The organism is Glutamicibacter sp. 363, assembly GCF_052379505.1.
In the GTDB taxonomy this organism is placed as follows: Bacteria; Actinomycetota; Actinomycetes; order Actinomycetales; family Micrococcaceae; genus Glutamicibacter.
In genome coordinates this window covers 24,544-45,444 of record NZ_JBQSYR010000003.1, presented here as the reverse complement: position 1 = coordinate 45,444, position 20,901 = coordinate 24,544, and the positions used below count along the sequence as shown (strand labels likewise).

Sequence of the window (20,901 nt, the reverse complement as noted above, 5' to 3'; positions counted from 1 at the left end):
CCCCCACCGAAAATTCCTAGCTAGCCAGTGCGCGGCGCAAATCGGCCACGCGTGATGCCACGGAAGCGTCGACAACTTCGTCGCCAACCTTGACCACCAAACCGCCGACCAACTTTGGGTCGATGGAGGTGTTGAGGTTCAGCTCGCGAGCGTAGAACTTGTTCAAGCCCTGCTGAAGTCGCTGAAGCTGAGTCTCGGAAAGCTGGACAGAGCTGGTCACCGTAGCGATCCAGCGCTGCTGGCGCTTGGCCACCAACTCAACGAAACGTTCCACCAAGGCCATTGGCTTGAGCCCACGAGGAGCTGCCACCGCTTGCTGGATCAATACCTTCGAGGTTCGCGACGCGTTAGGCACGAGCTTGAGCGCCAGGGCGCTCTTTGCTTCGGCTGGGGCCTGCGCCTCATCCAACGCACGCTGTAGTTCATGGTTAGAACGAACTACCTCGATGAAGGAGAACAGATCCTGCTCCAGCTTGGCCAGCCCCGAAGCGCCGTCCTGCTGCTCTGCCACCGCGGTTACCGCGGTGACTGCCAGCGTTTCGAGCGCATCGCTAATGTCGCGTTCCGAGCTCCAGCGGTACGAAGCCAGCTCTGCGACGATTGCTTCGGCGTCAGCCGAAACCTTTCCGTGCAACAGCTGGGCCAGAAGGCCTGCCTTAGCGGCAGCTTCACGTGCTGGATCAGTCAATGCGCGGCGAAGACCGGCATTTGCATCCAGTACTTCCAGGACCGCGAACAGATCCTTCGGCAGATCAACAGATGCCTGCGCCAGCTTTGGTTCCAAGAACTCCAAGGCCTTTGCCAATGACTCGCTCGATACACTTGCCATTAGTTCGATGCACCTGCATTCTGCTGAGCTTCCAAATCGGTCAGGAACGAATTAACCACGCGCTGTGCACGGGTATCGTCCTGCAGAGCTTCGTCAACAATCTTGCTTGCAAGCTCGGTGGCCAAAGAGCCAACATCGCTGCGAAGCGAAGCAAGGGCGCTGGTGCGCTCTGCTTCGATCTGACGCTGAGCCTGCTCGGTGATACGAGTAGCCTCATCGGTTGCTTTGGTCTTCAGATCGGCAAGGATCTGTGCACCTTCACTACGTGCTTCCTCACGGATGCGGTTAGCTTCGGTGCGCGCTTCCAGAAGCTGGGCCTTGTACTGAGCCAAGGTCTCCTCTGCTTCTTTCTGAGCGGCCTCAGCCTTCTCAAGTCCACCTTCGATCGCGGTGACGCGATCTTCATAGGACTGCTCGAACTTCGGAGCAATCACCTTGATGACGATGAAGAGCAATACCGCGAAGCCAACGCCCGTGACGAGAATCTCCCACGGGTTCGGCAACAGCGGGTTAACCGATTCGCCCGCAGCGAGGATGAATTCAGTGCTGTTCATTCTCACTATTCCTATCTACTAGTTTCCGCATGTGTGTACGCCTCGCAACAGTGGCGAGGCCACTACTACAGTCGCGAAAAGACTAGGCGCCGATAACGAAAGCGAAAACCAGGCCCAAAATTGCAAGTGCTTCGGCAAGTGCGAAGCCAAGCATTGCGATTGGCTGCAGGATGCGCTGAGCTTCTGGCTGGCGTGCAACACCATTGATGTAAGCAGCGAAGATCAAGCCCACGCCAATTGCCGAACCGATTGCAGCCAGGCCGTAGCCGATCATATTCAGGGAGCCATGCAACATGTGATTATGTTCCTTTCAAGATACCGGACTTTTGCCGGTAGGTTGTGAGGTATTCCTTGAGCGACTCAAGGAAGATCTTTAGTGGTTAGAAGAAGTGTTGGCCTTAGTGGGCGTCGGCTTCAATTGCACCCTGGAGGTAGATCGCGGTGAGCAAGGCGAAAACGAACGCCTGCAGCACCATGATCAGCAGTTCCAGGAAGTACATTGCGACCGATCCGAGGATGACCAAGATGCCAAGACCATTCATAGCCAAGGAATCCTGAACAACGATCAGGTGACGTGCGCCGGCAGCTGCCAGCATCACGATCATGTGACCGGCCAGCATCGTTGCCATCAAACGCAGCGAGTGCGTCAGTGGGCGAACGATGAAGTTAGAGATGATTTCCAGTGGAATCATCAGTGGCATGATCCAGCCCGGAACACCGGATGGAACGACGGCCAACTTGAAGTAGCGAATACCATGATTCTTCAAACCCACGGCAATCCAGGTGCCGTAGATGATGATGGCCATCGCGTATGCAGAACCAGCGTGTGAGAACGATGGAATCTGCAGGAACGGAATTGCTCCGAAGAGGTTGTTCAGCAGGACGAAGAAGAAGGTCGCGAACAGCAGAGGAATCCAAGGACGGAAGTTCTTCTCACCAATGATGTCGCGGCCAATTCCGTTACGCACGAAGGCGTAGCCGGACTCGGCGAGGTACTGCGTCTTGCTTGGAACCAGCTTCGGGTTCTTGATGGCCGCGGTGAAGAACCAAGTAATGAGCACGATCGAAAGTACGATCATGAGCATCTGCTTGCCGAAACCGGTGCCGTACTCAACCATCCAAGGGAAAATATCTGGGAGGTGGGTATCGGATACGGATGGCGGAATGAATCCGCCTTCTTCTGAGGCCATTGGGAGCGCAAACGCGAACAACGCGCTGTCCTCTCTGCAGTAACGGTCACGGGCAAAAGGCGGTGACTGGCGGTAACTGCCTCTCACCTTGTGAAGAAAAAATCAAACGGGTTCCATCAGCGCTTCTGCATAGCACATCGACGTTGATGAAGTGCCACCCTCAGGATCCCCTGAAGATGCCTTTCGGAGACGGCCCCTCGCATTTAAACGAATTGCCGAAAATGACCCGTAGTAAGCCTATCAAACTCACAGCTCACCCATGACATAAACGTCGCGGGCTATATGTCTATGACTCGTTGTAGATGGCAAGGCGCGTCTTCATGAAGGCGCGAACCTCGCCGACCTGCCAGGCAACGAGTGAGACCGCAGCTGCGAGCACGAATCCCTGACGGTTGACCCATTCGGGCAACCCCAGGTTCAACAGCACGAAGGCAATGCCAAATACCTTGATGACGAATGTTCCCAGAAACGCGGGCATCGCCCACGTGCTGCGGATTCGTCCGGCAGCCTCAGCAATCAAGATGCTGACGGCGAAGAAGCCGATCACTAAGCCGGCGGCAAACGCCCCGGAAAGTGCATATCGCAAATCAGCAAGCAGCCACGAAATCAGGAAAAATGCGGCCGTTGCGATCAACGAGTACAGCAAGGAGATACCAAGAATTGGCAGCCAGATGGACTTCGGAGCGGCAGAGGCGGTTATGCGGTCAGAACGTGAATTCATCTCCGCATCCTCCTCTGTTCACTTTCGACGATCCATCGGGCACCGGATGATGCTGATGATACTCATTTCCCCCGCGCGGTTATTGCCCGCGTGGGAGATGATCCATCATGAATTCTACACGAGATAGAAACTGCTTGGGTTCTGGTTACTTCCCAAGCTTGGCTCGAAGGTTGGCGAAACGTACCGAGACCAGCGGCCACCAGGTGAGCAAGGCGGCTCCGATAACCAGAATCACGATGACCGGAATCAGGATGACCAGGGGTATGAAGGCGATCGATACGACCGTAGCGGCCACCAGCGCCGCCCAGATGTAGAGCAACACCACACTTTTGCGCACCGAATGGCCCTGGGAGAGCATGCGGTGGTGGATGTGCTTGGAGTCCGGGGAGAAGGGCGAGCGCTTGTTGAGCAGGCGGCGCACCACCGAAAGGCTCAGATCGAGCACCGGCAGGAAGACGATCACCATCGGCAGCACCATCGGCATGTAGGCCGGCACATTGCGGAAACGATGCGCATCGAGCCCCTGCACGTCGCCAGTGACCGCGATGGCCGAAACCGACAGGATCAGCCCGATGGTCAGCACCCCGGTCTCCCCCATGAAGATGTTCGCCGGGTTGAAATTATGTGGCAGGAATCCCACACATGCACCGAGTAACAGAGCGCAAAGCAGCGCGCCGACATTCGCGTAGTCATCGGCGCTCACATGCGTGGCCAGGATGTAGGAGTAGAGGAAGAAGGTGGCCGCACCAATAGCGGCCAGACCCGCGGCGAGCCCGTCGAGCCCGTCGGAGAAGTTGATGGCGTTCATGGTCAGCACGACCAGGAACACCGTCAGGGCTCCCTGCGCCCAGGGCTCCTCGATCCGCCAGGTGCCAACCGGCAGCGAGCGGATGAGGATGCCGTGTCCGGCGATCACCGCGCCGATGGCCACCTGGCCTGCCGCCTTGTAGTACCAGCGCAGGTCGCCCACGTCATCCCACAGCCCGAGCAGCGCGATCATCACCAGGGCGATGGCGATGCCGCGAATGGTCAGGCCGTTTTCGAAGACCCCGGCGAAGAAGCTGAAGTGGCTGGCCAGCCAGAGCCCGGCGCCGAAGGCGATCATGATGGCCAGCCCGCCGAATTTCACGATCGGCGCATTGTGCTGGTCGCGTTCGCGCACCATTTGGCTGCGGGTGAAGCGGTGGCCGATCGAACGGATGATCGGGGTCAGCAAAAAGGAGGTGGCGAAGCTGAACGCGATCAGCAGGACGTAGCTTCTCATGCGTCCTGGCTCGGAGCTTGGGGCTCCTCCACATCCATGATGTTCGGGACCACGACGCGCAGTTCGCCGATGTCGATGGCGCCGGCGCGGACCACGCGGAGGGTCTCGCCGGTGGCGTCGACGATGGTCGAAGGCAGGGTGGCGCCGCCATCGGAGCTGCCGCGCGCGCCGCCGTCGAGGTACACGTCCACGCTCTCGCCGAGCTGCGCGATCGCCTCGTCCACGGTGGTCGCCGCCGGCTGGCCGGTGCGGTTGGCCGAGGAGACGGCCAGCGGTCCGGTGGCGCCGAGCAGTTCCAGCGCGGTGTCGTCGTTGGGCACGCGCAGCGCGACGGTGCCGCGGGTCTCCCCCAGATCCCAGGTCAGCGAGGGCTGTGCCTGCAGGATGAGGGTCAGTGCGCCGGGCCAGAAGGCCTCGGCGAGCTTGCGGGCTTCATCGGGGATGTCCCGGGCGAGCCCGTCCATGGTGGCGACCTGGGCGATCAGCACGGGAGGCGGCATATTGCGCGAGCGGCCCTTGGAGGCCATCAGCATGGCGACGCCCTGCGGGCTGAATGCGTCGGCGCCGATCCCGTAGACGGTGTCGGTGGGTAGGACGATGCAGCGCTTCTCGCCGAGGGTTTCCTTGGCTGCGGTGATCGCTGCGGCGCGCTGCTCTGCGTTGCTGACATCAAATGTTGTGCTCACGGGTTTATTCTTTCATGCGGTCGGTGGATAACGGGGCAAGGCCGCTGGTGGCTCGTGCCCGTCCGGTGAGATCCTGGTGCCCGGTGACCGCCTCGAAACCCAGTGCGGCGAGCATCGCGGCGGCGCTTTCGGCTTGCACCTCCGCGTGTTCCATCACGTACATGCCACCCGGGCGCAGCAGGCGCAGGGCTTCGGCGGAAACCGCCCGCGGGATCTGCAGCCCGTCGCTGCCCAGCCCGTACAGCGCCATCTGCGGGTCGTGCTCACGCACCTCGGCCTCGCGCGGGATGGCGTTCGGCGGGATGTACGGCGGGTTCGAAATTACCAGGTCGATGGTTCCGTGCAGGGCTGCGGGCAGCCGTGCCGCGTCCTGGTGCAGGACGTGCACGCCCAGCGGTTCGCAGTTCGCCCGGGTATAGCCGATCGCCTCGGCGGAGAGTTCCACCGCCCATACGGTGGATGCGGGCAGTTCGGTGGCCAGCGCGGCGGCGATCGCCCCGGACCCGGAGCACAGGTCTACACAACGTGAACCTTGTAGCGAGCCGAGGAAATCCAGGCCCACCTGCACCACCGACTCGGTTTCCGGACGCGGAGAGAACACCCCGGGCCCGACCTTTAGGGTCAGGTAGCGGAAATGGCCTTCGCCGGTCAGGTGCTGCAGCGGGATGCGCCGCGCCCGTCGGGCTACAAGGTCCAGATATTGTGCGTACTGTGCCTCGTCGAGGTTCTCCCCGCGCAGCTCACGCAATTTGAGCTCGGCACGGCTGTCCCCGGTGACGAAGCACAGCAAGAGGTCGGCATCGACGCCGGGGCTTGGCACCCCGGCGCCGGAGAGAACCGCGGCGGCGTCCCGCCGCGCGGTATTGAGCTGCTCCACGCTATGGCTCTTTGCCGCTTAGCGTTCGCCCAGCGCCGCCAGGCGCTCTTCTTCATCGAGCTGGATGCAGGATTCGATCACCGGAGCCAACTCGCCGTCCATCACCGCGTCCAGGTTGTACGCCTTGTAGCCGGTGCGGTGGTCCGCGACGCGGTTTTCCGGGTAGTTGTAGGTGCGGATGCGCTCGGAACGGTCCATGGTGCGGATCTGGCTGGCGCGCACCGCCGAGTTCTCCTCGTCGATGATGGCCTGCTGGTGGGCCAGCAGACGCGAGCGCAGCACGCGCATCGCGGCTTCACGGTTCTGGATCTGCGACTTCTCGTTCTGCATGGCAACCACGATGCCGGTGGGGATGTGGGTCAGGCGCACCGCGGAGTCGGTGGTGTTCACGGACTGCCCGCCGGGGCCGGAAGAACGGTACACGTCGACCTTCAGATCGTTCGCGTGGATGTCCACCTCTTCGGGCTCGTCCACCTCGGGCAGCACCAGCACGCCGGCGGCCGAGGTGTGGATGCGGCCCTGGGATTCGGTCTGCGGGACGCGCTGCACACGGTGCACCCCGCCCTCGAACTTCAGCTGCGCGTAAACGCCTTCGGCCGGGTCGTTCGACTTGCCCTTGATCGCCACCTGGGCATCCTTGTAGCCGCCCAGATCGGACTCGTTGAAGGAGATCATCTCCACCTTCCAGCCCTTGTGCTCGGCGAAGCGGGTGTACATGCGCAGCAGGTCCGCGGCGAACAGGGCCGCCTCGTCGCCGCCTTCGCCCCCCTTGACCTCCAGGATCACGTCGCGCGCGTCGTTCGGGTCGCGCGGGATCAGCAGGCGGCGCAGCTTCTCCTCCAGCTCGGGCAGGTCCGCCTTGAGGGTTTCGACCTCTTCGGCGAACTCCGGATCCTCATCGGCCATTTCCTGCGCGGCTTCCAGATCCTCGGTGGCCTGCTTCCACTTGTTGTACGCGTCGACGATGCCCTTGAGCTGAGCCGAACGTCGTCCGAGCTTGCGGGCCTTGGCCTGGTCGGCGTAGACCGCTGGGTCTGAAAGCTCCGCCTGAATCGCGGCGTGCTCCTCAAGTAGCGTCTTGACGGATTCAAACATGTTGGCTGTTCTTCCTGTTATGCGTTGCCCGGCTCACGGATCGTGCGTCGCGCGCTGTAGTCAAAGTCTATGTCGTGTGACGCGCCGATGGCGTCCAGGCGGTCGGCGTGAAATGCCAACTGCCTGGACGCCATGGCGGTCAGGGGTGCTAATCCTTGTTGGGAGTGGTCTTATTGACCAGCATCAAGAATTCGGCGTTCGATTCGGTTTCGCGAATCTTGCCGGTGAGCACCTCGAGGGCCTGCTGCGGATCGATGCCCGAGAGCATCCGGCGCAGACGCCACATGATGCGCACCTCTTCGGCGCTCATCAGCTGCTCTTCGCGGCGAGTGGAGGACTCGTTGACGTCGACCGCCGGGAAGATGCGCTTGTCGGCGAGCTTGCGCGAAAGGCGCAGCTCCATGTTGCCGGTGCCCTTGAACTCCTCGAAGATGACCTCGTCCATCTTGGACCCGGTCTCCACCAGCGCGGTAGCCAGAATAGTCAGCGAGCCGCCGTTCTCGATATTGCGGGCGGCACCGAAGAAGCGCTTCGGCGGGTACAGCGCGGCCGAATCCACACCGCCGGACAGGATACGTCCGGAGGCCGGAGCAGCCAAGTTGTACGCACGGCCCAGACGGGTCATCGAGTCAAGCAAGACCACGACGTCCATGCCCATTTCCACCAGGCGCTTGGCGCGCTCGATGGCGAGCTCTGCGACGGTGGTGTGGTCATCTGCCGGGCGGTCGAAGGTGGAGGCGATAACCTCACCCTTCACGGTGCGCTGCATGTCGGTGACTTCTTCGGGACGCTCATCAACGAGCACCATCATCAGGTGCACTTCTGGGTTGTTGATGGTGATCGCGTTCGCGATGGCCTGCAGGATCAGCGTCTTGCCGGCCTTTGGAGGCGAGACGATCAGGCCACGCTGGCCCTTGCCGATCGGGGCGACCAGGTCGATCACACGTGGGCCGACCAGCTTCGGATCGGTTTCCAGGCGCAGGCGCTCGGTCGGGTACAGCGGAACGAGCTTGTTGAACTCGACGCGCTCCTTGTTGTCTTCGGGCTTCTTGCCGTTCACCGAAGTCAGCTGCACCAGGGCGTTGAACTTCTGGCGCGGGTTCGGGGTTTCGCCATCGCGTGGAGCGCGGACCGCACCGACGATCGCGTCGCCCTTGCGCAGGTTGTACTTCTTGACCTGGCCCAGCGTGACGTAGATGTCGTTCTGGCCCGGCAGGTAACCGGAGGTGCGGACGAACGCGTAGTTCTCCAGCACGTCCAGGATGCCAGCCACCGGCAGCAAGACATCGTCTTCGCTCAGCTGTGGCTCGTCCAGGTCATCACGGCGGTTGCGGCGGTTGCGGTTGTTCCGGTCGTTGCGATCATTGCGGTCGCTACGATCATTACGGTCGTTACGATCGCTGCGGTCGTTGCGATCGTTGCGATCCCCGCGGTTACGTTCGCGGCGGTTGCGGTTGCGTTCGCTGCGCTCGGCATTGCGGTCGTTGCGATCGTTGGAACGCTCATTGCGGTCCTCGGAGTCGTTTGCGCCCTGCTCGTCGTTGCGCTCGTTGTTGCGGTCGCTATTGCGGTCGTTGTTGCGCTCACGCCGGTCATTGCGGTCGTTGCCGCGCTCTTCGCGATCGTTGCGGTTGTTGCCGCGCTCTTCACGATCGTTGCGGTTGTTGCCGCGCTCTTCACGATCGGTGTCGGCCTCGCTGCGCTCAGCGCGCTCGCCACGATCGGCGTTGCGCTCGCGACGATTGGAATTGCGTTCGCGGCGGTTGCCGCGTTCGCGCCGCTCTTCGCGGGCCTCTGGCTGGTTTTCGCCCTCGGCGGCCGGGGCCGATGCGCCAGCATCTGCTTTGGCTTCCGCAGCGGTTTCGGTGTTCTCCGCGGCGACCGGTTCGGCCTTGGCACGCGAGTTGCGTCGCTGGCGCGGAGCCTGCGTCTGCTCTGCCTTCGCGGCCGGAGCCTGCTCGGCCGCTGGCTGAGGAGTTTCGCCGCCTTCGGCTGCCGGAGCGGTGACCTTGCCCGAATCGGTGACGCGACGCGAGGTGCGACGTGCCCGCACAGGCTTTTCTGTCTGCTCGGTCTTCGGCTCTGCAGCAGCCGGAGCTGCCGCCTGGGTCGAAGCCTCGCCCTGAGCTGGCGCCTCGGCCTCGGCCTTAGGTGCGCGACGACCGCGCGGGGCCTTGGCTGCCGCCTTCTTCGCAGGAGCCTTTTCCGCGGTTTCGCTCTGCTCCTTGGCCGGAGCCTTAGCTGCCTTGGCGGATTCCTTGCCGGTTTCCTTGGAAGCTACAGAGCCACCGCGCTGATGATCGCCAATGGATTTCACCAGATCGGCCTTGCGCATGCGCGATCCGCCGGTAATACCTAGCTGGGAGGCCAGCTGCTGGAGCTGGGTCATCTTCAAAGAGGCCAGGCCGGCGCTCTTGGTTTCGGAAGTCTTGGTGTCCACGCCTTCGTTGAGGCTTGTGGTTTCGGTCACGAAAGTTCCTTCTGACTCGTAGGATGGGCTGGTTCAAGCAACCCACTGTGCCGTATGTATAGGCGTCACGACCGAGATTCGATGGTCATCACGCCATCCAGGCCGCTCACGCTAAAAGATTGTGTAAGGCAAACGCTGGACTTAAAAGGTTGATATCTCGACGGCACGAGGAGTGCACAAACGTGGGATATCAGAGGTGCTGCGAACTGCAGAAAAGATCCGGAACGGCTGGACGAACGAAAGTACGGTAAACCGATTTCGCCCGATCAACACTGGCCAAGTGGATTCACTACTGCGCAATGCGCTCAGCAATCCGGTCTGCCGTGAGTGTTACAGCACTTCTACTGTAACACCGTTCTTGGCCAGTTCGGGCACTTTAATGCTCCACGACACCGAAGATCCTGTGGCGAATGACTCGATTACCGCGCGGGCGGCCTGCAGCTGGGCCTCATCGGAGACCAAGGTCAAGATCGTGGGACCGGCCCCGGAGACCACCGCGGCCAGAGAATTCCCGCGCAAGGCGCGCAGCAGCGCGGCGCTTTCGGGCATGGCCACCGCCCGGTAGTCCTGGTGCAGGTAGTCCCGGGTGCCGCCGAGCAGCTGGCTTGGGTCATTGCTCAGCGCGTGGATGAGCAGCGCGGCGCTGGCGGAATTCGCCGAGGCCTGCGCGTGGTCGATCTGCGCGGGCAGCACCCCGCGGGCGGCCTCGGTGGAAAGCCCATTCGAGGGCACGGCGAGCACCGCGCGCACCGCCGGATGCAGCGGCACGGCCACGGTGCTGAAGCTACCTGCCGCATCGGTGGTGGAAATGCTCAATCCCCCGTACACGGCCGGGGCCACGTTATCCGGGTGCCCCTCCCAGGCGGCGGCGGCCTGGAAAATGGCGTCGATCCCGCCGCGCGCTTCTTCCGGGAGCAAGGCGTCGGCGGCGGCGAAGGCGGCAACGATGGCCGCGGCGGAGGAGCCCATGCCGCGGGCATGCTCGATATTGTTCTCCGCGTTCAGCTCGATGCCCACCGGAGCGAAACCGCGCGCCTTCCAGTAGCCGTGCATCTGCGCGATGATCAGGTGCGACTCGTCCGTGGGCAGCGTGTCGGCGCCCTGCCCGGTGAGCGTCACGGAGCTCTGCTCGGCCGTGCGGATTTCGAGGCGGTCGCGGTATTCCAGCGCCAGGCCCAGCGAGTCGAAGCCCGGGCCGAGGTTTGCACTGGTGGCCGGCGGGGCCACGATGAGGTGCTGGCCCAGGGCGATCTGCTGCGTCATGGTTCCTTCGAGAAGTTCGGGGTTCATCGGCGTATCAATCTTGGCTCGGATAGTGCTCGGCCCGCCGCATCGAAAGATGATGCGGCGGGCCGATGCTGCATTTTTTAGGCCAGGCCCAGGGCGGTGGCGACTTCGACCACGTCGAAGCCGACCTTGGTCGGTTCCACCTGTGTGCCGTCCGGGTTCTGCAGGGCCCAGTTCGGGTCCTTCAGGCCGTGGCCGGTGACGGTGATGACGATCTTCTTGCCCTTCGGCACGTTTCCGGCGCCGTGGTGCTTGAGCAGCCCGGCAACCCCGGCGGCGGAACCAGGTTCCACGAACACGCCCTCGCGGGAGGAGAGCCAGCGGTGCGCGGCGAGGATTTCCTCGTCGGTCACCGAATCGATCTGTCCGCCGGATTCATCGCGCGCGGCCTCGGCCTGCTCCCAGCTGGCCGGGTTGCCGATGCGGATCGCGGTGGCGATGGTGTCCGGTTCGGTCACCGGGTGGCCCAGCACGATCGGCGCGGCGCCGGCAGCCTGGAAGCCCCACATGATCGGGGTCTTCGTGGAGACCGCCGCGAGCTTGCCGCCGGCCTGGTTGGTGTACTCGGATGCGTACTCCTTGTAGCCCTTCCAGTAGGCGGTGATATTGCCCGCGTTCCCGACGGGAAGCACATGGTAGTCCGGGGCGTCGCCGAGGAAGTCGACGACCTCGAACGCGCCGGTCTTCTGGCCTTCGATGCGCGCCGGATTCACCGAGTTCACCAGGAACACCGGGTAGTTCTCGCTCAGCTTGCGCGCCACGTCCAGGCAGTTGTCGAAGTTGCCGTCGATCTGGATGATGTCGGCCCCGTGCGCAATCGCCTGGGACATCTTGCCCATGGAGATCTTGCCCTCCGGGACGAGCACCGCGCACTTCAGCCCGGCCTGCGTGGCGTAGGCCGCGGCGGAGGCGGAGGTGTTGCCGGTGGAGGCGCAGACCACGGCCTTGGCGCCGGCGGCCACCGCGGCGGTCATCGCCATGGTCATGCCGCGGTCCTTGAAGGATCCGGTCGGGTTCATTCCCTCGACCTTGAGGTAGACGCTCGATCCGGTCAATTCGCTCAGCGCCGGAGCGAAGACCAGCGGGGTCCCGCCTTCGCCGAGCGTGATGACCTGGGTGTTCTCATCGACCGGCAGTCGGTCGGCATATTCGCGGATGACTCCACGCCACTGATGCGCCACTTAGTTTCCTTCAACTCGCATTACGGATAGGACTGAATCCACCGCGTCCAGCGCGGTGAGCGCCGCCACGGTGGAGCTGAGCGCGGCCTCGGTGCCCTGGTGGGTGAGGATGCGCAGCTGGGCCGCCGCATCCGGCTGCGCCGCCTGCTGGTTCATGGATTCGATGGAGACCCCATGCTCGCCGAAGATCGCGGCGATGCGCGCGAGCACTCCGGGCTCGTCGGAGACGGTCAACCCGATCCAGTAGCGGGTGGTGATCGCGGAGAAGTCCATCAGGTTCGCGGCGGCATCCGCGGAGCCATTGGGCAGCGGGGCCCCGGCGGCCAGCTGGCGGGTGACGGCGATAACGTCGCCCATCACCGCCGATGCGGTCGCGTTGCCGCCGGCCCCGGCGCCGTAGAACATCAGGTCCCCGGCGTTCTGCGCCTGGACGAACACCGCGTTGAACGCACCGTGCACGGTGGCCAGCGGGTGGCTGCGGTTGACCAGCGCGGGGTAGACGCGCACCGAAATGCCCTGCTTGGATTTCTCGGCGATGGCCAGCAGCTTGATCACGTAGCCGGCCGCGGCGGCGGCGGATACATCGGCGGCGGACACCTCGGTGATGCCCTCGGTGTGCACCTGGTCCGAGGAGACTGTGGTGTGGAAGGCCAGCGAGGCTAAGATCGCGGCCTTCGCGGCGGCATCGTGCCCGCCCACGTCGGCGGTTGGATCCGCCTCGGCATAGCCGAGCGCCTGGGCTTCGGCGAGCACATCGTCGAAGGCGGCGCCGGTGGTGTCCATCGCGTCGAGGATGAAGTTGGTGGTGCCGTTGACGATGCCCATCACCTTGGTGATGTGGTCCCCGGCCAGCGAATCGGCGATCGGGCGCAGGATCGGAATCGCCCCGGCCACCGCGGCCTCGTAGCGCAGCTGGGCGCCGGAGGCGGCGGCCAGCGCGTTCAGTTCGGCGCCCCGGGCGGCGATCAGCGCCTTGTTCCCGGTGATCACGCTGGCCCCGCGGGCCAAGGCCCGGGAGATGTACTCCCCGGCCGGCTCCATGCCGCCGAGCAGCTCGATCACCACGTCGGCGCCATCGATCAGCGCGTTGGCATCGGTGGTGAACAATTGCTGGTCGAGCTGCACATCGCGCTTGGCTTCCAGGTTGCGCACGGCAATCCCGGTCAGTTCCAGACTCGCGCCGGAGCGGGCCGCCAGGGCGCCGCTGTCTTCGATCAGGATTCGTGCCACCTGGGCACCTACCGTGCCGCAACCCAGCAGGGCGACCTTCAGGCTTTTTTCACCGCTCACTTAAACTCCCATGTCACGGGCCAACAAATCGGATTCGGTTTCCCTGCGCACGATCAGACGGGCTTGGCCGTCGCGCACCGCAACCACCGCCGGACGGGTCAGGTAGTTGTAGTTGCTCGACAGCGCCCAGCAATAGGCGCCGGTGCCCGGAACCGCCAGCAAATCGGCGGCGGCTACGTCCTCGGGCAGGTAAACGTCATTCACGACTATGTCACCCGACTCGCAGTGTTTCCCAACTACGCGAGAAATAATCGCGTCGCTTTGCGTCACACGGTTGGCCAGCACGGCGCTGTAGTCCGCGTCGTAGAGCACCGGACGGGCGTTGTCGCTCATCCCGCCGTCCACCGACACGTAGCGCCGCGGCGCCGTGCCCCCGGCCCCGTCTTCGACGAACACGTCCTTGCGCACGCCCACCTCGTAGAGGGTGAAGGTCGAAGGCCCGGCGATGGCGCGGCCCGGTTCAATGGAAAGCCGCGGGCAGTCGATGCCCAGCTGCGCGCAGGTCGCGGCGACCACCTCGGCCATCTGCCCGGCGAGCTTCGCCGGGGTGGAGGGGCGGTCGGCCTCGGTGTAGGCGATGCCGTAGCCGCCGCCCAGGTCCAGTTCGGGCAGCGTGACCCCGTGGCGTTCGCGCACCTCGGCGAGGATGCCGAGCATCGTGCGCGCGACGATGGCGAAGCCCTCCGCGTCGAAGATCTGCGAGCCGATATGCGCGTGCAGGCCGAGCAGGTTGATGCCCGGGGCTTCCAGGGCGCGGGCGATGGCCGCCAGCGCCGGGGAGGTGCCGGTGGGCCCGGGCTGGATGGACAGCCCGAACTTCTGGTCCTCGTGCGCGGTGGCGATGGCCTCGTGGGTGGAGGCGTGCACCCCGGGGGTCAGGCGCAGCATCACCTGCGCCGCGATCCCCTCCGCGGCTGCGACCAAGATCACGCGTTCCAGCTCGTCCAGCGAGTCGATGACGATGCGTCCCACGCCCATGCGCAGGGCGCGGGAGATCTCCGGCACGGACTTGTTGTTCCCGTGCAGCGACAGATTCGCCCCGGGCACGCCGGCGGCCTGGGCCACCGCGAGCTCGCCGCCGGAGCAGGTGTCCAGGCGCAAACCCTCGGCGGTGACCCAGCGGGCCACCTCGGTGCACAAGAACGCCTTGCCGGCGTAGTACACGTCCACCTCGCCGCACAGCTGCGCGAAGGCGGCGTCGAAGGCGGTCTTGAAGCCGCGGGCGCGGGCGCGGAAATCGTTTTCGTCCAGCACGAACAGCGGGGTGCCGAATTCCCTGGCGAGCTCCGAGACCGGCACGCCCTGCACGGCCACTTCGCCGTGGGCATCGCGGGAAACTCCGGAGGCCCACTGCACTTCGCGCAGCGCGTTGGGGTCGGCGGGGAAACTGAGCCAGGCCGGAGCCAGTGGTGAAGCGGTCATAAGAATTACATCCTCTCCGGGGCCGAAACGCCCAGCAATCCGAGTCCGTTGGCCAGCACCTGGGTGGTGGCGTCGTTCAGCCACAGCCGGGTGTGGTGCACTTCCTGCACCGGGTCGTCGCCCAGCGGGGTGACGCGGGTGGCCGCATACCAGGAGTGGTAGGCCCCGGCGACCTGTTCCAGGTAGCGGGCAATGCGGTGCGGTTCGCGCGACTGCGCGGCCCCGGCGACCACCGAGGGGAACTGGCCGAGCACGGCCAGCAGTTCGTTCTCGCTCGGGTCGGTGAGCAGCGCCGCGTCGAAGCTCTCGCGGGTGACGCCCTTGGCGACCGCATTCGCCGAGGCGCCGAAGGAGCGCGCATGGGCGTACTGCACGTAGAACACCGGGTTGTCGTTGGTGTTCTTCTTCAGCTGCTCCGGATCCAGTGCGATCGGGGAATCGGCCGGGTAGCGGGCCAGCGAGTAGCGCAGCGCGTCGGCGCCGATCCAGTTGATCAAATCGCGCAGCTCGATGATATTGCCCGCGCGCTTGGAGAGCTTCGCACCGTTGACGGAAATCAGCTGGCCGATCAGCACCTCGATGTTCTTGTCCTTGTCATCCCCGGCGCAGGCGGCGATGGCCTTCAGCCGGTTGACGTAGCCGTGGTGGTCGGCTCCGAGCAGGTAGATCTTCTCGCTGAAGCCGCGGTCCTTCTTGGACAGGTAGTAGGCCGCATCGGCGGCGAAGTAGGTCGGTTCCCCGTTGGCGCGGATCAGCACCCGGTCCTTGTCGTCGCCGAAGTCGGTGGTGCGCAGCCAGACCGCGCCCTCCAGATCGAAGATATGCCCCTGTTCGCGCAGCCGGGCGACGGCGTCCGCCACCGCGCCACCGTCATGCAGGGTGGATTCGGAGTAGAACACATCGAAGTGCACGCCGAAGTCCGCCAGCGTGGACTTGATGTCCGCCAGCTGCGCGGTGTACGCCAGTTCGCGCAGCTTAGGCAGCGCGGTGGCCTCGTCCTGCTCGGCAAGTTCCGGGGCGGCGCCCTGCACGATGTCGGCCAGCTCCTTGATGTACTCCCCCGGGTAGCCGCCCTCGGGGACCGGCAGGCCATGCATGCGGTTGTACACCGAGCGGGCGAACACGTTCATCTGGTTGCCGGCGTCGTTGATGTAGTACTCGCTGGTCACCTCGGCGCCCGAGGCGCGCAGCACGCGGGCGATCGCGTCTCCCAGCGCCGCCCAGCGGGTGTGGCCGATATGCAGCGGGCCGGTGGGGTTGGCGGAGACGAATTCCATGTTGACCACGTGCCCGGCCAGCGCCTGGTTGTGCCCGAAGCTCGCCCCGGCCTCGACGATGGAGCGGGCCAGCTCGCCGGCGGCGGCCGCGTCCAGGGTGATGTTCAGGAAGCCGGGTCCGGCGATCTCCACCGCGCCGACGCCCGGGACTTCGGAAAGCCGTCGCACCAGCATCTGCGCGAAGTCGCGCGGGGCCATGCCGGCCTTCTTGCCCAGTTGCAGCGCGATGTTGGTCGCCCAGTCGCCGTGCTCACGGCTTTTGGGTCGCTCGACGCGCACGGTGTCGGGTACCTCGACGGCGATTTCGCCGGCGGCTACGGCCTGCGTCAGGCATGCGGATATGGCAGCGGAGAGTTCTTCAGGAGTCACCGTTCAAGAATAGCGGTTTTTCGCAGGCATCTTCGGCATTGATGACTTTGCACCCTGTGATGCTGCAGGCATCCCCCGCGCTGGCGCGCCGCCGGGCCAATTGCGCAGATGGCGCTTTCACCTGATAGTATTTTTCCTGTTGCCCAGCAACTTGCCTCTGTAGCTCAGTGGATAGAGCGTCTGCCTCCGGAGCAGAAGGCCGAAGGTTCGATTCCTTTCAGGGGCACCAGCAAAAAGGTTCCGCAGTTGCGGGGCCTTTTTCTTTTCCCCGCGGTGCCGGGTCGCTGCCCCGCCGCCGAGGCTGGCGCTCAGCCGCTCAGCCGGGCGTGGCGCTGCAGCCGGCGCATCCCCTCCGCGTCCGGACCCGGTGCTGGCTGCACCGTTTCTTCCAGTGCCCCGCGCACCAGATGTTCGTCGATCCCGACGCCGATGGCCACCAGCCCCGCTGCCTCGCCTGAAGCATGCGCGGCCACGTGGATATGGCGCCCGACCAGGTTCACCGCCCAGGATTTCGCGCCGCGGGCCGTGGCCACCTGGACGACCCCCTTCAGCCGGTAGACCCCGGACGGCGGGCGCTCGAGCAGGTCCAGCAGCGCGCCGGCCGCGATGGGAGCGGCGGCGGCCACGCTCACCGAGGCGGCATGCTGGTGGGTATGCGAGCCGTGCTCGGCCCGCATCAGCGCGCCGAGCGGCAGCTGGTCTTCGGGGTCTTCGGCCAGGGCCACGTCGAATACCAGCTCCGGGTCGATGGCCCCGCGCACCGCGCGCACCAGCGGAACGCGCGGATTGCGCAGTGCGATGCGCTCTGCGATGCGCGCCAGGACGTCGGCTTTATCCTCGCCCGGGTGAGCTTCCTGTCCGAGCTGGTCGAGCTTGTTCAGCACCACCAGCGAGGCGGCCTCGAATCGCGCCGGCGGATCGGCATGGGTGTCCACGGTCTCGAAGTAGTTCGCCGCATCCACCACCTCGATCAGCCCGGCGGGCCGGATGTTCTTCGCCTGGCTGAAGCGGATCAGCCGGGCCAGGGACAGCGGTTCGGCCACCCCGCTGGCCTCGATGATGATCACGTCCAGCCGCAGCCGCGGCGCGGCGAGCCTGGCCAGGGCCTCGTCCAGTCCCCCGGAATCGTCCAGGCAGCACACGCAGCCGCCAGTGATGGATTGCGCGGCGTCCACCTGCCCGGTGATCAGCCCGGCGTCGACATTGATGGCCCCGAAATCGTTGACCACCACCCCGATCCGCGCCCCCGGGGTGCGCAGCAGGTGGTTGAGCACGGTGGTTTTGCCGGCCCCCAAGTATCCGGTCAGCGCGATCACCGGAATCTGCCTGCGTGCCATCTATCCACCTGGACCTTTCATGCGGTGCTCGCCGGTGCTGCGGAAGCCGCGAGCGGGAAATTCTTCAACCGCTCCCACCCTAGTACGCCGCGCGCCGCCGCGTTGTCCGGTTAAAGCACCGATGGCCGCCGGCGAACCCCGGAATACGGGGAGAGCCGGCGGCCAGCGGAAAGGCAAAGCGGCAAAAGCTACTGCAGCATCGTACGATCGTCGAGCTGCGCGCCCTTGATCTTCTCGAATTCGCCCAGCAGGCCCTTGACCGTCATCTTGCTCTTCGCCTCCTGGTCCAGGTCCAGGATGATCTGCCCGTCATGCATCATTATCAGCCTGGTGCCCAGGGCCAGCGCCTGTTCCATATTGTGCGTGACCATCAGCGTGGTCAGCGCATGGCGCTGCACGATCTCGTTGGTCAGCCGCGAGACCAAGGCCGCGCGCTGCGGATCCAGCGCGGCGGTGTGCTCATCGAGCAGCAGGATCTTCGGCTTGGAGAAGGTGGCCATCAGCAGGCTGAGCGCCTGGCGCTGGCCACCCGAGAGCAGCCCGACCTTTGTCTTCAAGCGATTTTCCAGCCCCAGCTCCAGGGACTTGAGCTCCTCGACGAACAGCTTCCGGCGCTTGGCACCCACCCCCATGCCCAAACCGCGGAAGCGGCCGCGGGCGTGGGCCAGGGCCATATTCTCCTCGATGGTCATCGTCGGCGCGGTGCCGGCCATCGGATCCTGGAAGACCCGGCCGATGTACCTGGCGCGGGTGTAGTCGGCCATCTTGGTGACGTTCTTGCCGTCGACGGTGACCGTCCCGGTATCCGGGAAGAGCTTGCCGGCGACCATATTCAGCACCGTGGACTTGCCCGCGCCGTTGGAACCGATGACGGTGACGAATTCGCCGGGCCCGAGGTTCAGGTTGATATTGCGCAGCGCCTTGCGCTCGTTGACGGTTCCCGGGAAGAAGGTCCGTGAGAGGTTGGAAATTTCAAGCATGGCTGCGCACCTCTTCCTGGATCGGCGCGGCGTCCGAATCCTTGCGTTTGAAGGTTTTCACGATCTTCTGGAAGCCCTTCCATTTCGGCAGCAGCAGCGCCACCACCACGAGCACCGCGGAGATCAGCTTCATGTCGTTGACCTCCAGCCCGGCGACCAGCGCGAACTGGATGACCAGCCGGTAGATGACCGCACCGAAGACGACGGCCAGAGCGGCCAGCCAGATGTAGCGCTGGGTGAAGATGGCCTGGCCGACGATCACCGAGGCCAGCCCGATCAGGATCACGCCGATGCCCATGCCCACATCGGCGAAGCCCTGGTACTGGGCGATCGCCGCGCCGGAGAGGGCGACAAAGCCGTTGGACAGGGCCAGGCCCAGGATCTTCTGGCTATCGGTGCTCACCCCGAAGGAGCGGATCATCTCGTGGTTGTCCCCCGTGGCGCGCATCGCCATGCCCATTTCGGTGTGCAGGAACCAGACGATCGCGGCCACGAAGACCAAGGCGACCGCGAAGAGGATGAGGATCGAGCCCGCGGAGCCGAGAATTCCCGCCGTGCGCAGCGGGCTGATCAGCGTGTCCTCGCCCAGCAGCGGCGTATTCGCCTTGCCCATAATGCGCAGGTTGATCGAGTAGAGGGCGATCATCGTCAGAATACCGGCGAGCAGGCCGTCGATCTTGCCCTTGGTATGCAGCAGGCCGGTGATCGCGCCGGCGACCATGCCGGCGAAGAAGGCGAGCAGCGTGGCCAGCCAGGGGTTCATCCCGTTCACGATGCCCACCGAGGCGACGGCGGCACCGGTGGTGAAGCTGCCGTCGACGGTGAGGTCCGGGAAATCCAGGATGCGGAACGTCAGATATACCCCGAGCGCCATCAGGGCGTAGATGAGCCCGAGTTCAACCGCTGTGATCATAATTGGATCCTTGAGTTGTGAGAAGGTTCTTGGTCACGAGGAAGGCGAGGCGTCTACGTGCTCGCCTCGCCTTCCTCGCAGGTGGGTGGTGCTTTGGCCCTAGTAGGTTTCGACCGCCTCGGACTTCAGTTCCTCGGAGAACTCGATGCCGATCTTCGTCGCGGCGGTTTCGTTCAGGTACAGCTCCACCTCGGTGAGGGTTTCCACCGGCATAGTGGCCGGTTCCGCCTCGCCCTTGAGCAGCTTGTCCGCCATCACCGCGGTCTGCTCGCCGAGCTTCTCGTAGTTGATGCCGTAGGTGGCGGTGGCGCCACGCTTTACGGAGTCACCATCGGCGGCGATCACCGGGACCTTCTTGCCCTGCGCGGTCTGCAGCAGGCCTTCCAGCGCGGAGACGACCGCGTTGTCGGTCGGCACGTAGTAGGCGTCGACGTCCAGCGAGTTGGCCGCCTGCTGCACCTCGGAAGGCGCGGAGATGGCGGACTTCTCGATGCTCAGGCCGAGCTCGCCGGCGGCTTCCTCGGCCCACTGGACCTGGATGGCGGAGTTCGCCTCGCCCGAGGAGTAGACGATGCCGACCTTCTTCGCATCCGGGGAGAGCGTCTTGAGCAGTTCCAGCTGCTCCTTGACCGGGTTCTTGTCCGAGGTGCCGGTGACGTTGGCGCCCGGAGCCTCGTTGGAGGCCACAAGCTTCGCGTCCACCGGATCGGTGACCGCGGAGAAGAGCACCGGAATGCTGGTGATCGACTGGGCCGCGGCCTGCGCCGACGGGGTGGCGATCGCCAAGACCAGGTCGATGTCGCTGTCGGCCGCGAGCTTGCCGGCGATCGAGGCGTTGGTGGCCTGGTCGCCCTGCGCGTTATTGTCGTCGTAGGAAATCTTGTCCCCGGTGTAGCCGGCGTCTTCCATGCCCTGCTTGAAGCCCTTGGTGACGGCGTCAAGGGATGGGTGCGAGACATACTGGAAAATGCCGATCTTGACCGGGCCTTCGGCGGCGGCTCCGCCGTCGCCGGAACCCTCGCTGCCGGTGCCCCCTCCGCAAGCGGTCAATGCCAGCGCGCCGGTGGCGGCCACTGCGGCTAATTTCAAAGCGGTGAATCGCTTCATGGTGATCCTTTCAACAAGTTCCCTGTGCGAGTGATGTCCCCGTGCACGGTGG

Annotated in this window: 19 protein-coding genes and 1 tRNA gene; 1 reads left to right on the top strand and 19 read right to left on the bottom strand. The window is 64.6% G+C overall.

The window, feature by feature from the left end; all coding sequences use genetic code 11:
• Positions 1–16 precede the first annotated feature (16 nt).
• The 15 genes from ACT3UA_RS02730 to argS form a co-directional block, all read right to left on the bottom strand.
• Positions 17–829, bottom strand: a complete 813-nt coding sequence (locus ACT3UA_RS02730; protein WP_096283892.1) for a F0F1 ATP synthase subunit delta — start codon at positions 827–829, stop codon at positions 17–19.
• A complete protein-coding gene (locus ACT3UA_RS02725; protein WP_096283894.1) occupies positions 829–1,383 on the bottom strand; it encodes a F0F1 ATP synthase subunit B in 555 nt (184 codons plus the stop codon). The genes ACT3UA_RS02730 and ACT3UA_RS02725 overlap by 1 nt, the downstream gene beginning before the upstream one ends.
• Positions 1,384–1,465: 82 nt before the next feature.
• Positions 1,466–1,678: an ATP synthase subunit C gene (locus tag ACT3UA_RS02720; protein WP_013348621.1), complete on the bottom strand. Its 213-nt coding sequence runs from the start codon at positions 1,676–1,678 to the stop codon at positions 1,466–1,468.
• Between the two features lie 103 nt (positions 1,679–1,781).
• On the bottom strand, positions 1,782–2,573 hold the full coding sequence (atpB, locus tag ACT3UA_RS02715; protein ID WP_105554267.1) for a F0F1 ATP synthase subunit A: 792 nt from the start codon (positions 2,571–2,573) through the stop codon (positions 1,782–1,784).
• A 286-nt stretch (positions 2,574–2,859) separates the two neighbouring features.
• Positions 2,860–3,294, bottom strand: coding sequence for a hypothetical protein (locus ACT3UA_RS02710; protein ID WP_096283898.1), 435 nt, complete (start codon positions 3,292–3,294; stop codon positions 2,860–2,862).
• Between the two features lie 145 nt (positions 3,295–3,439).
• Complete coding sequence (locus ACT3UA_RS02705; RefSeq protein ID WP_444615464.1) at positions 3,440–4,558, bottom strand: MraY family glycosyltransferase; 1,119 nt, start codon at positions 4,556–4,558, stop codon at positions 3,440–3,442.
• Positions 4,555–5,244, bottom strand: a complete 690-nt coding sequence (locus ACT3UA_RS02700) for an L-threonylcarbamoyladenylate synthase (RefSeq protein ID WP_444615463.1) — start codon at positions 5,242–5,244, stop codon at positions 4,555–4,557. The genes ACT3UA_RS02705 and ACT3UA_RS02700 overlap by 4 nt, the downstream gene beginning before the upstream one ends.
• Before the next feature lie 4 nt (positions 5,245–5,248).
• A complete protein-coding gene (prmC, locus tag ACT3UA_RS02695; RefSeq protein ID WP_444615462.1) occupies positions 5,249–6,121 on the bottom strand; it encodes a peptide chain release factor N(5)-glutamine methyltransferase in 873 nt (290 codons plus the stop codon).
• An 18-nt stretch (positions 6,122–6,139) separates the two neighbouring features.
• Positions 6,140–7,216 carry a peptide chain release factor 1 gene (gene prfA / locus ACT3UA_RS02690; RefSeq protein WP_096283907.1) on the bottom strand — a complete coding sequence of 359 codons (1,077 nt, stop codon included), beginning with the start codon at positions 7,214–7,216 and terminating at the stop codon, positions 6,140–6,142.
• 148 nt (positions 7,217–7,364) lie between these two features.
• Positions 7,365–9,686: a transcription termination factor Rho gene (gene rho, locus ACT3UA_RS02685; RefSeq protein WP_096283909.1), complete on the bottom strand. Its 2,322-nt coding sequence runs from the start codon at positions 9,684–9,686 to the stop codon at positions 7,365–7,367.
• A gap of 330 nt (positions 9,687–10,016) precedes the next feature.
• Positions 10,017–10,949: a homoserine kinase gene (thrB, locus tag ACT3UA_RS02680; protein ID WP_096283911.1), complete on the bottom strand. Its 933-nt coding sequence runs from the start codon at positions 10,947–10,949 to the stop codon at positions 10,017–10,019.
• Between the two features lie 104 nt (positions 10,950–11,053).
• Positions 11,054–12,154, bottom strand: a complete 1,101-nt coding sequence (gene thrC, locus ACT3UA_RS02675; RefSeq protein ID WP_444615461.1) for a threonine synthase — start codon at positions 12,152–12,154, stop codon at positions 11,054–11,056.
• Complete coding sequence (locus ACT3UA_RS02670; RefSeq protein WP_096283915.1) at positions 12,155–13,444, bottom strand: homoserine dehydrogenase; 1,290 nt, start codon at positions 13,442–13,444, stop codon at positions 12,155–12,157. It lies immediately after the preceding gene.
• Positions 13,445–14,866 carry a diaminopimelate decarboxylase gene (gene lysA / locus ACT3UA_RS02665; protein WP_444615460.1) on the bottom strand — a complete coding sequence of 474 codons (1,422 nt, stop codon included), beginning with the start codon at positions 14,864–14,866 and terminating at the stop codon, positions 13,445–13,447.
• Positions 14,867–14,871: 5 nt separating this feature from the next.
• Positions 14,872–16,512: an arginine--tRNA ligase gene (argS, locus tag ACT3UA_RS02660; protein WP_096283919.1), complete on the bottom strand. Its 1,641-nt coding sequence runs from the start codon at positions 16,510–16,512 to the stop codon at positions 14,872–14,874.
• A 153-nt stretch (positions 16,513–16,665) separates the two neighbouring features.
• Between argS and ACT3UA_RS02655 the strand changes: the two genes are divergently transcribed.
• Positions 16,666–16,741: transfer RNA gene (locus tag ACT3UA_RS02655), tRNA-Arg, on the top strand.
• 79 nt (positions 16,742–16,820) lie between these two features.
• Here the strand turns inward: ACT3UA_RS02655 and ACT3UA_RS02650 are convergent.
• The 4 genes from ACT3UA_RS02650 to ACT3UA_RS02635 all read right to left on the bottom strand — a co-directional run bounded on the left by ACT3UA_RS02650 (position 16,821) and on the right by ACT3UA_RS02635 (position 20,849).
• On the bottom strand, positions 16,821–17,849 hold the full coding sequence (locus ACT3UA_RS02650) for a CobW family GTP-binding protein (RefSeq protein ID WP_444615459.1): 1,029 nt from the start codon (positions 17,847–17,849) through the stop codon (positions 16,821–16,823).
• 188 nt (positions 17,850–18,037) lie between these two features.
• Positions 18,038–18,829 (bottom strand): ABC transporter ATP-binding protein, encoded by a 792-nt coding sequence (locus ACT3UA_RS02645; protein ID WP_096283923.1) that lies wholly within the window; start codon positions 18,827–18,829, stop codon positions 18,038–18,040.
• Complete coding sequence (locus ACT3UA_RS02640; RefSeq protein WP_141393459.1) at positions 18,822–19,742, bottom strand: ABC transporter permease; 921 nt, start codon at positions 19,740–19,742, stop codon at positions 18,822–18,824. Before ACT3UA_RS02640 ends, ACT3UA_RS02645 begins: the two co-directional genes overlap by 8 nt.
• Positions 19,743–19,841: 99 nt before the next feature.
• The gene (locus ACT3UA_RS02635; protein ID WP_444615458.1) at positions 19,842–20,849 is read right to left on the bottom strand and encodes an ABC transporter substrate-binding protein; all 1,008 of its coding nucleotides are present in this window, start codon (positions 20,847–20,849) and stop codon (positions 19,842–19,844) included.
• Positions 20,850–20,901: the final 52 nt, after the last annotated feature.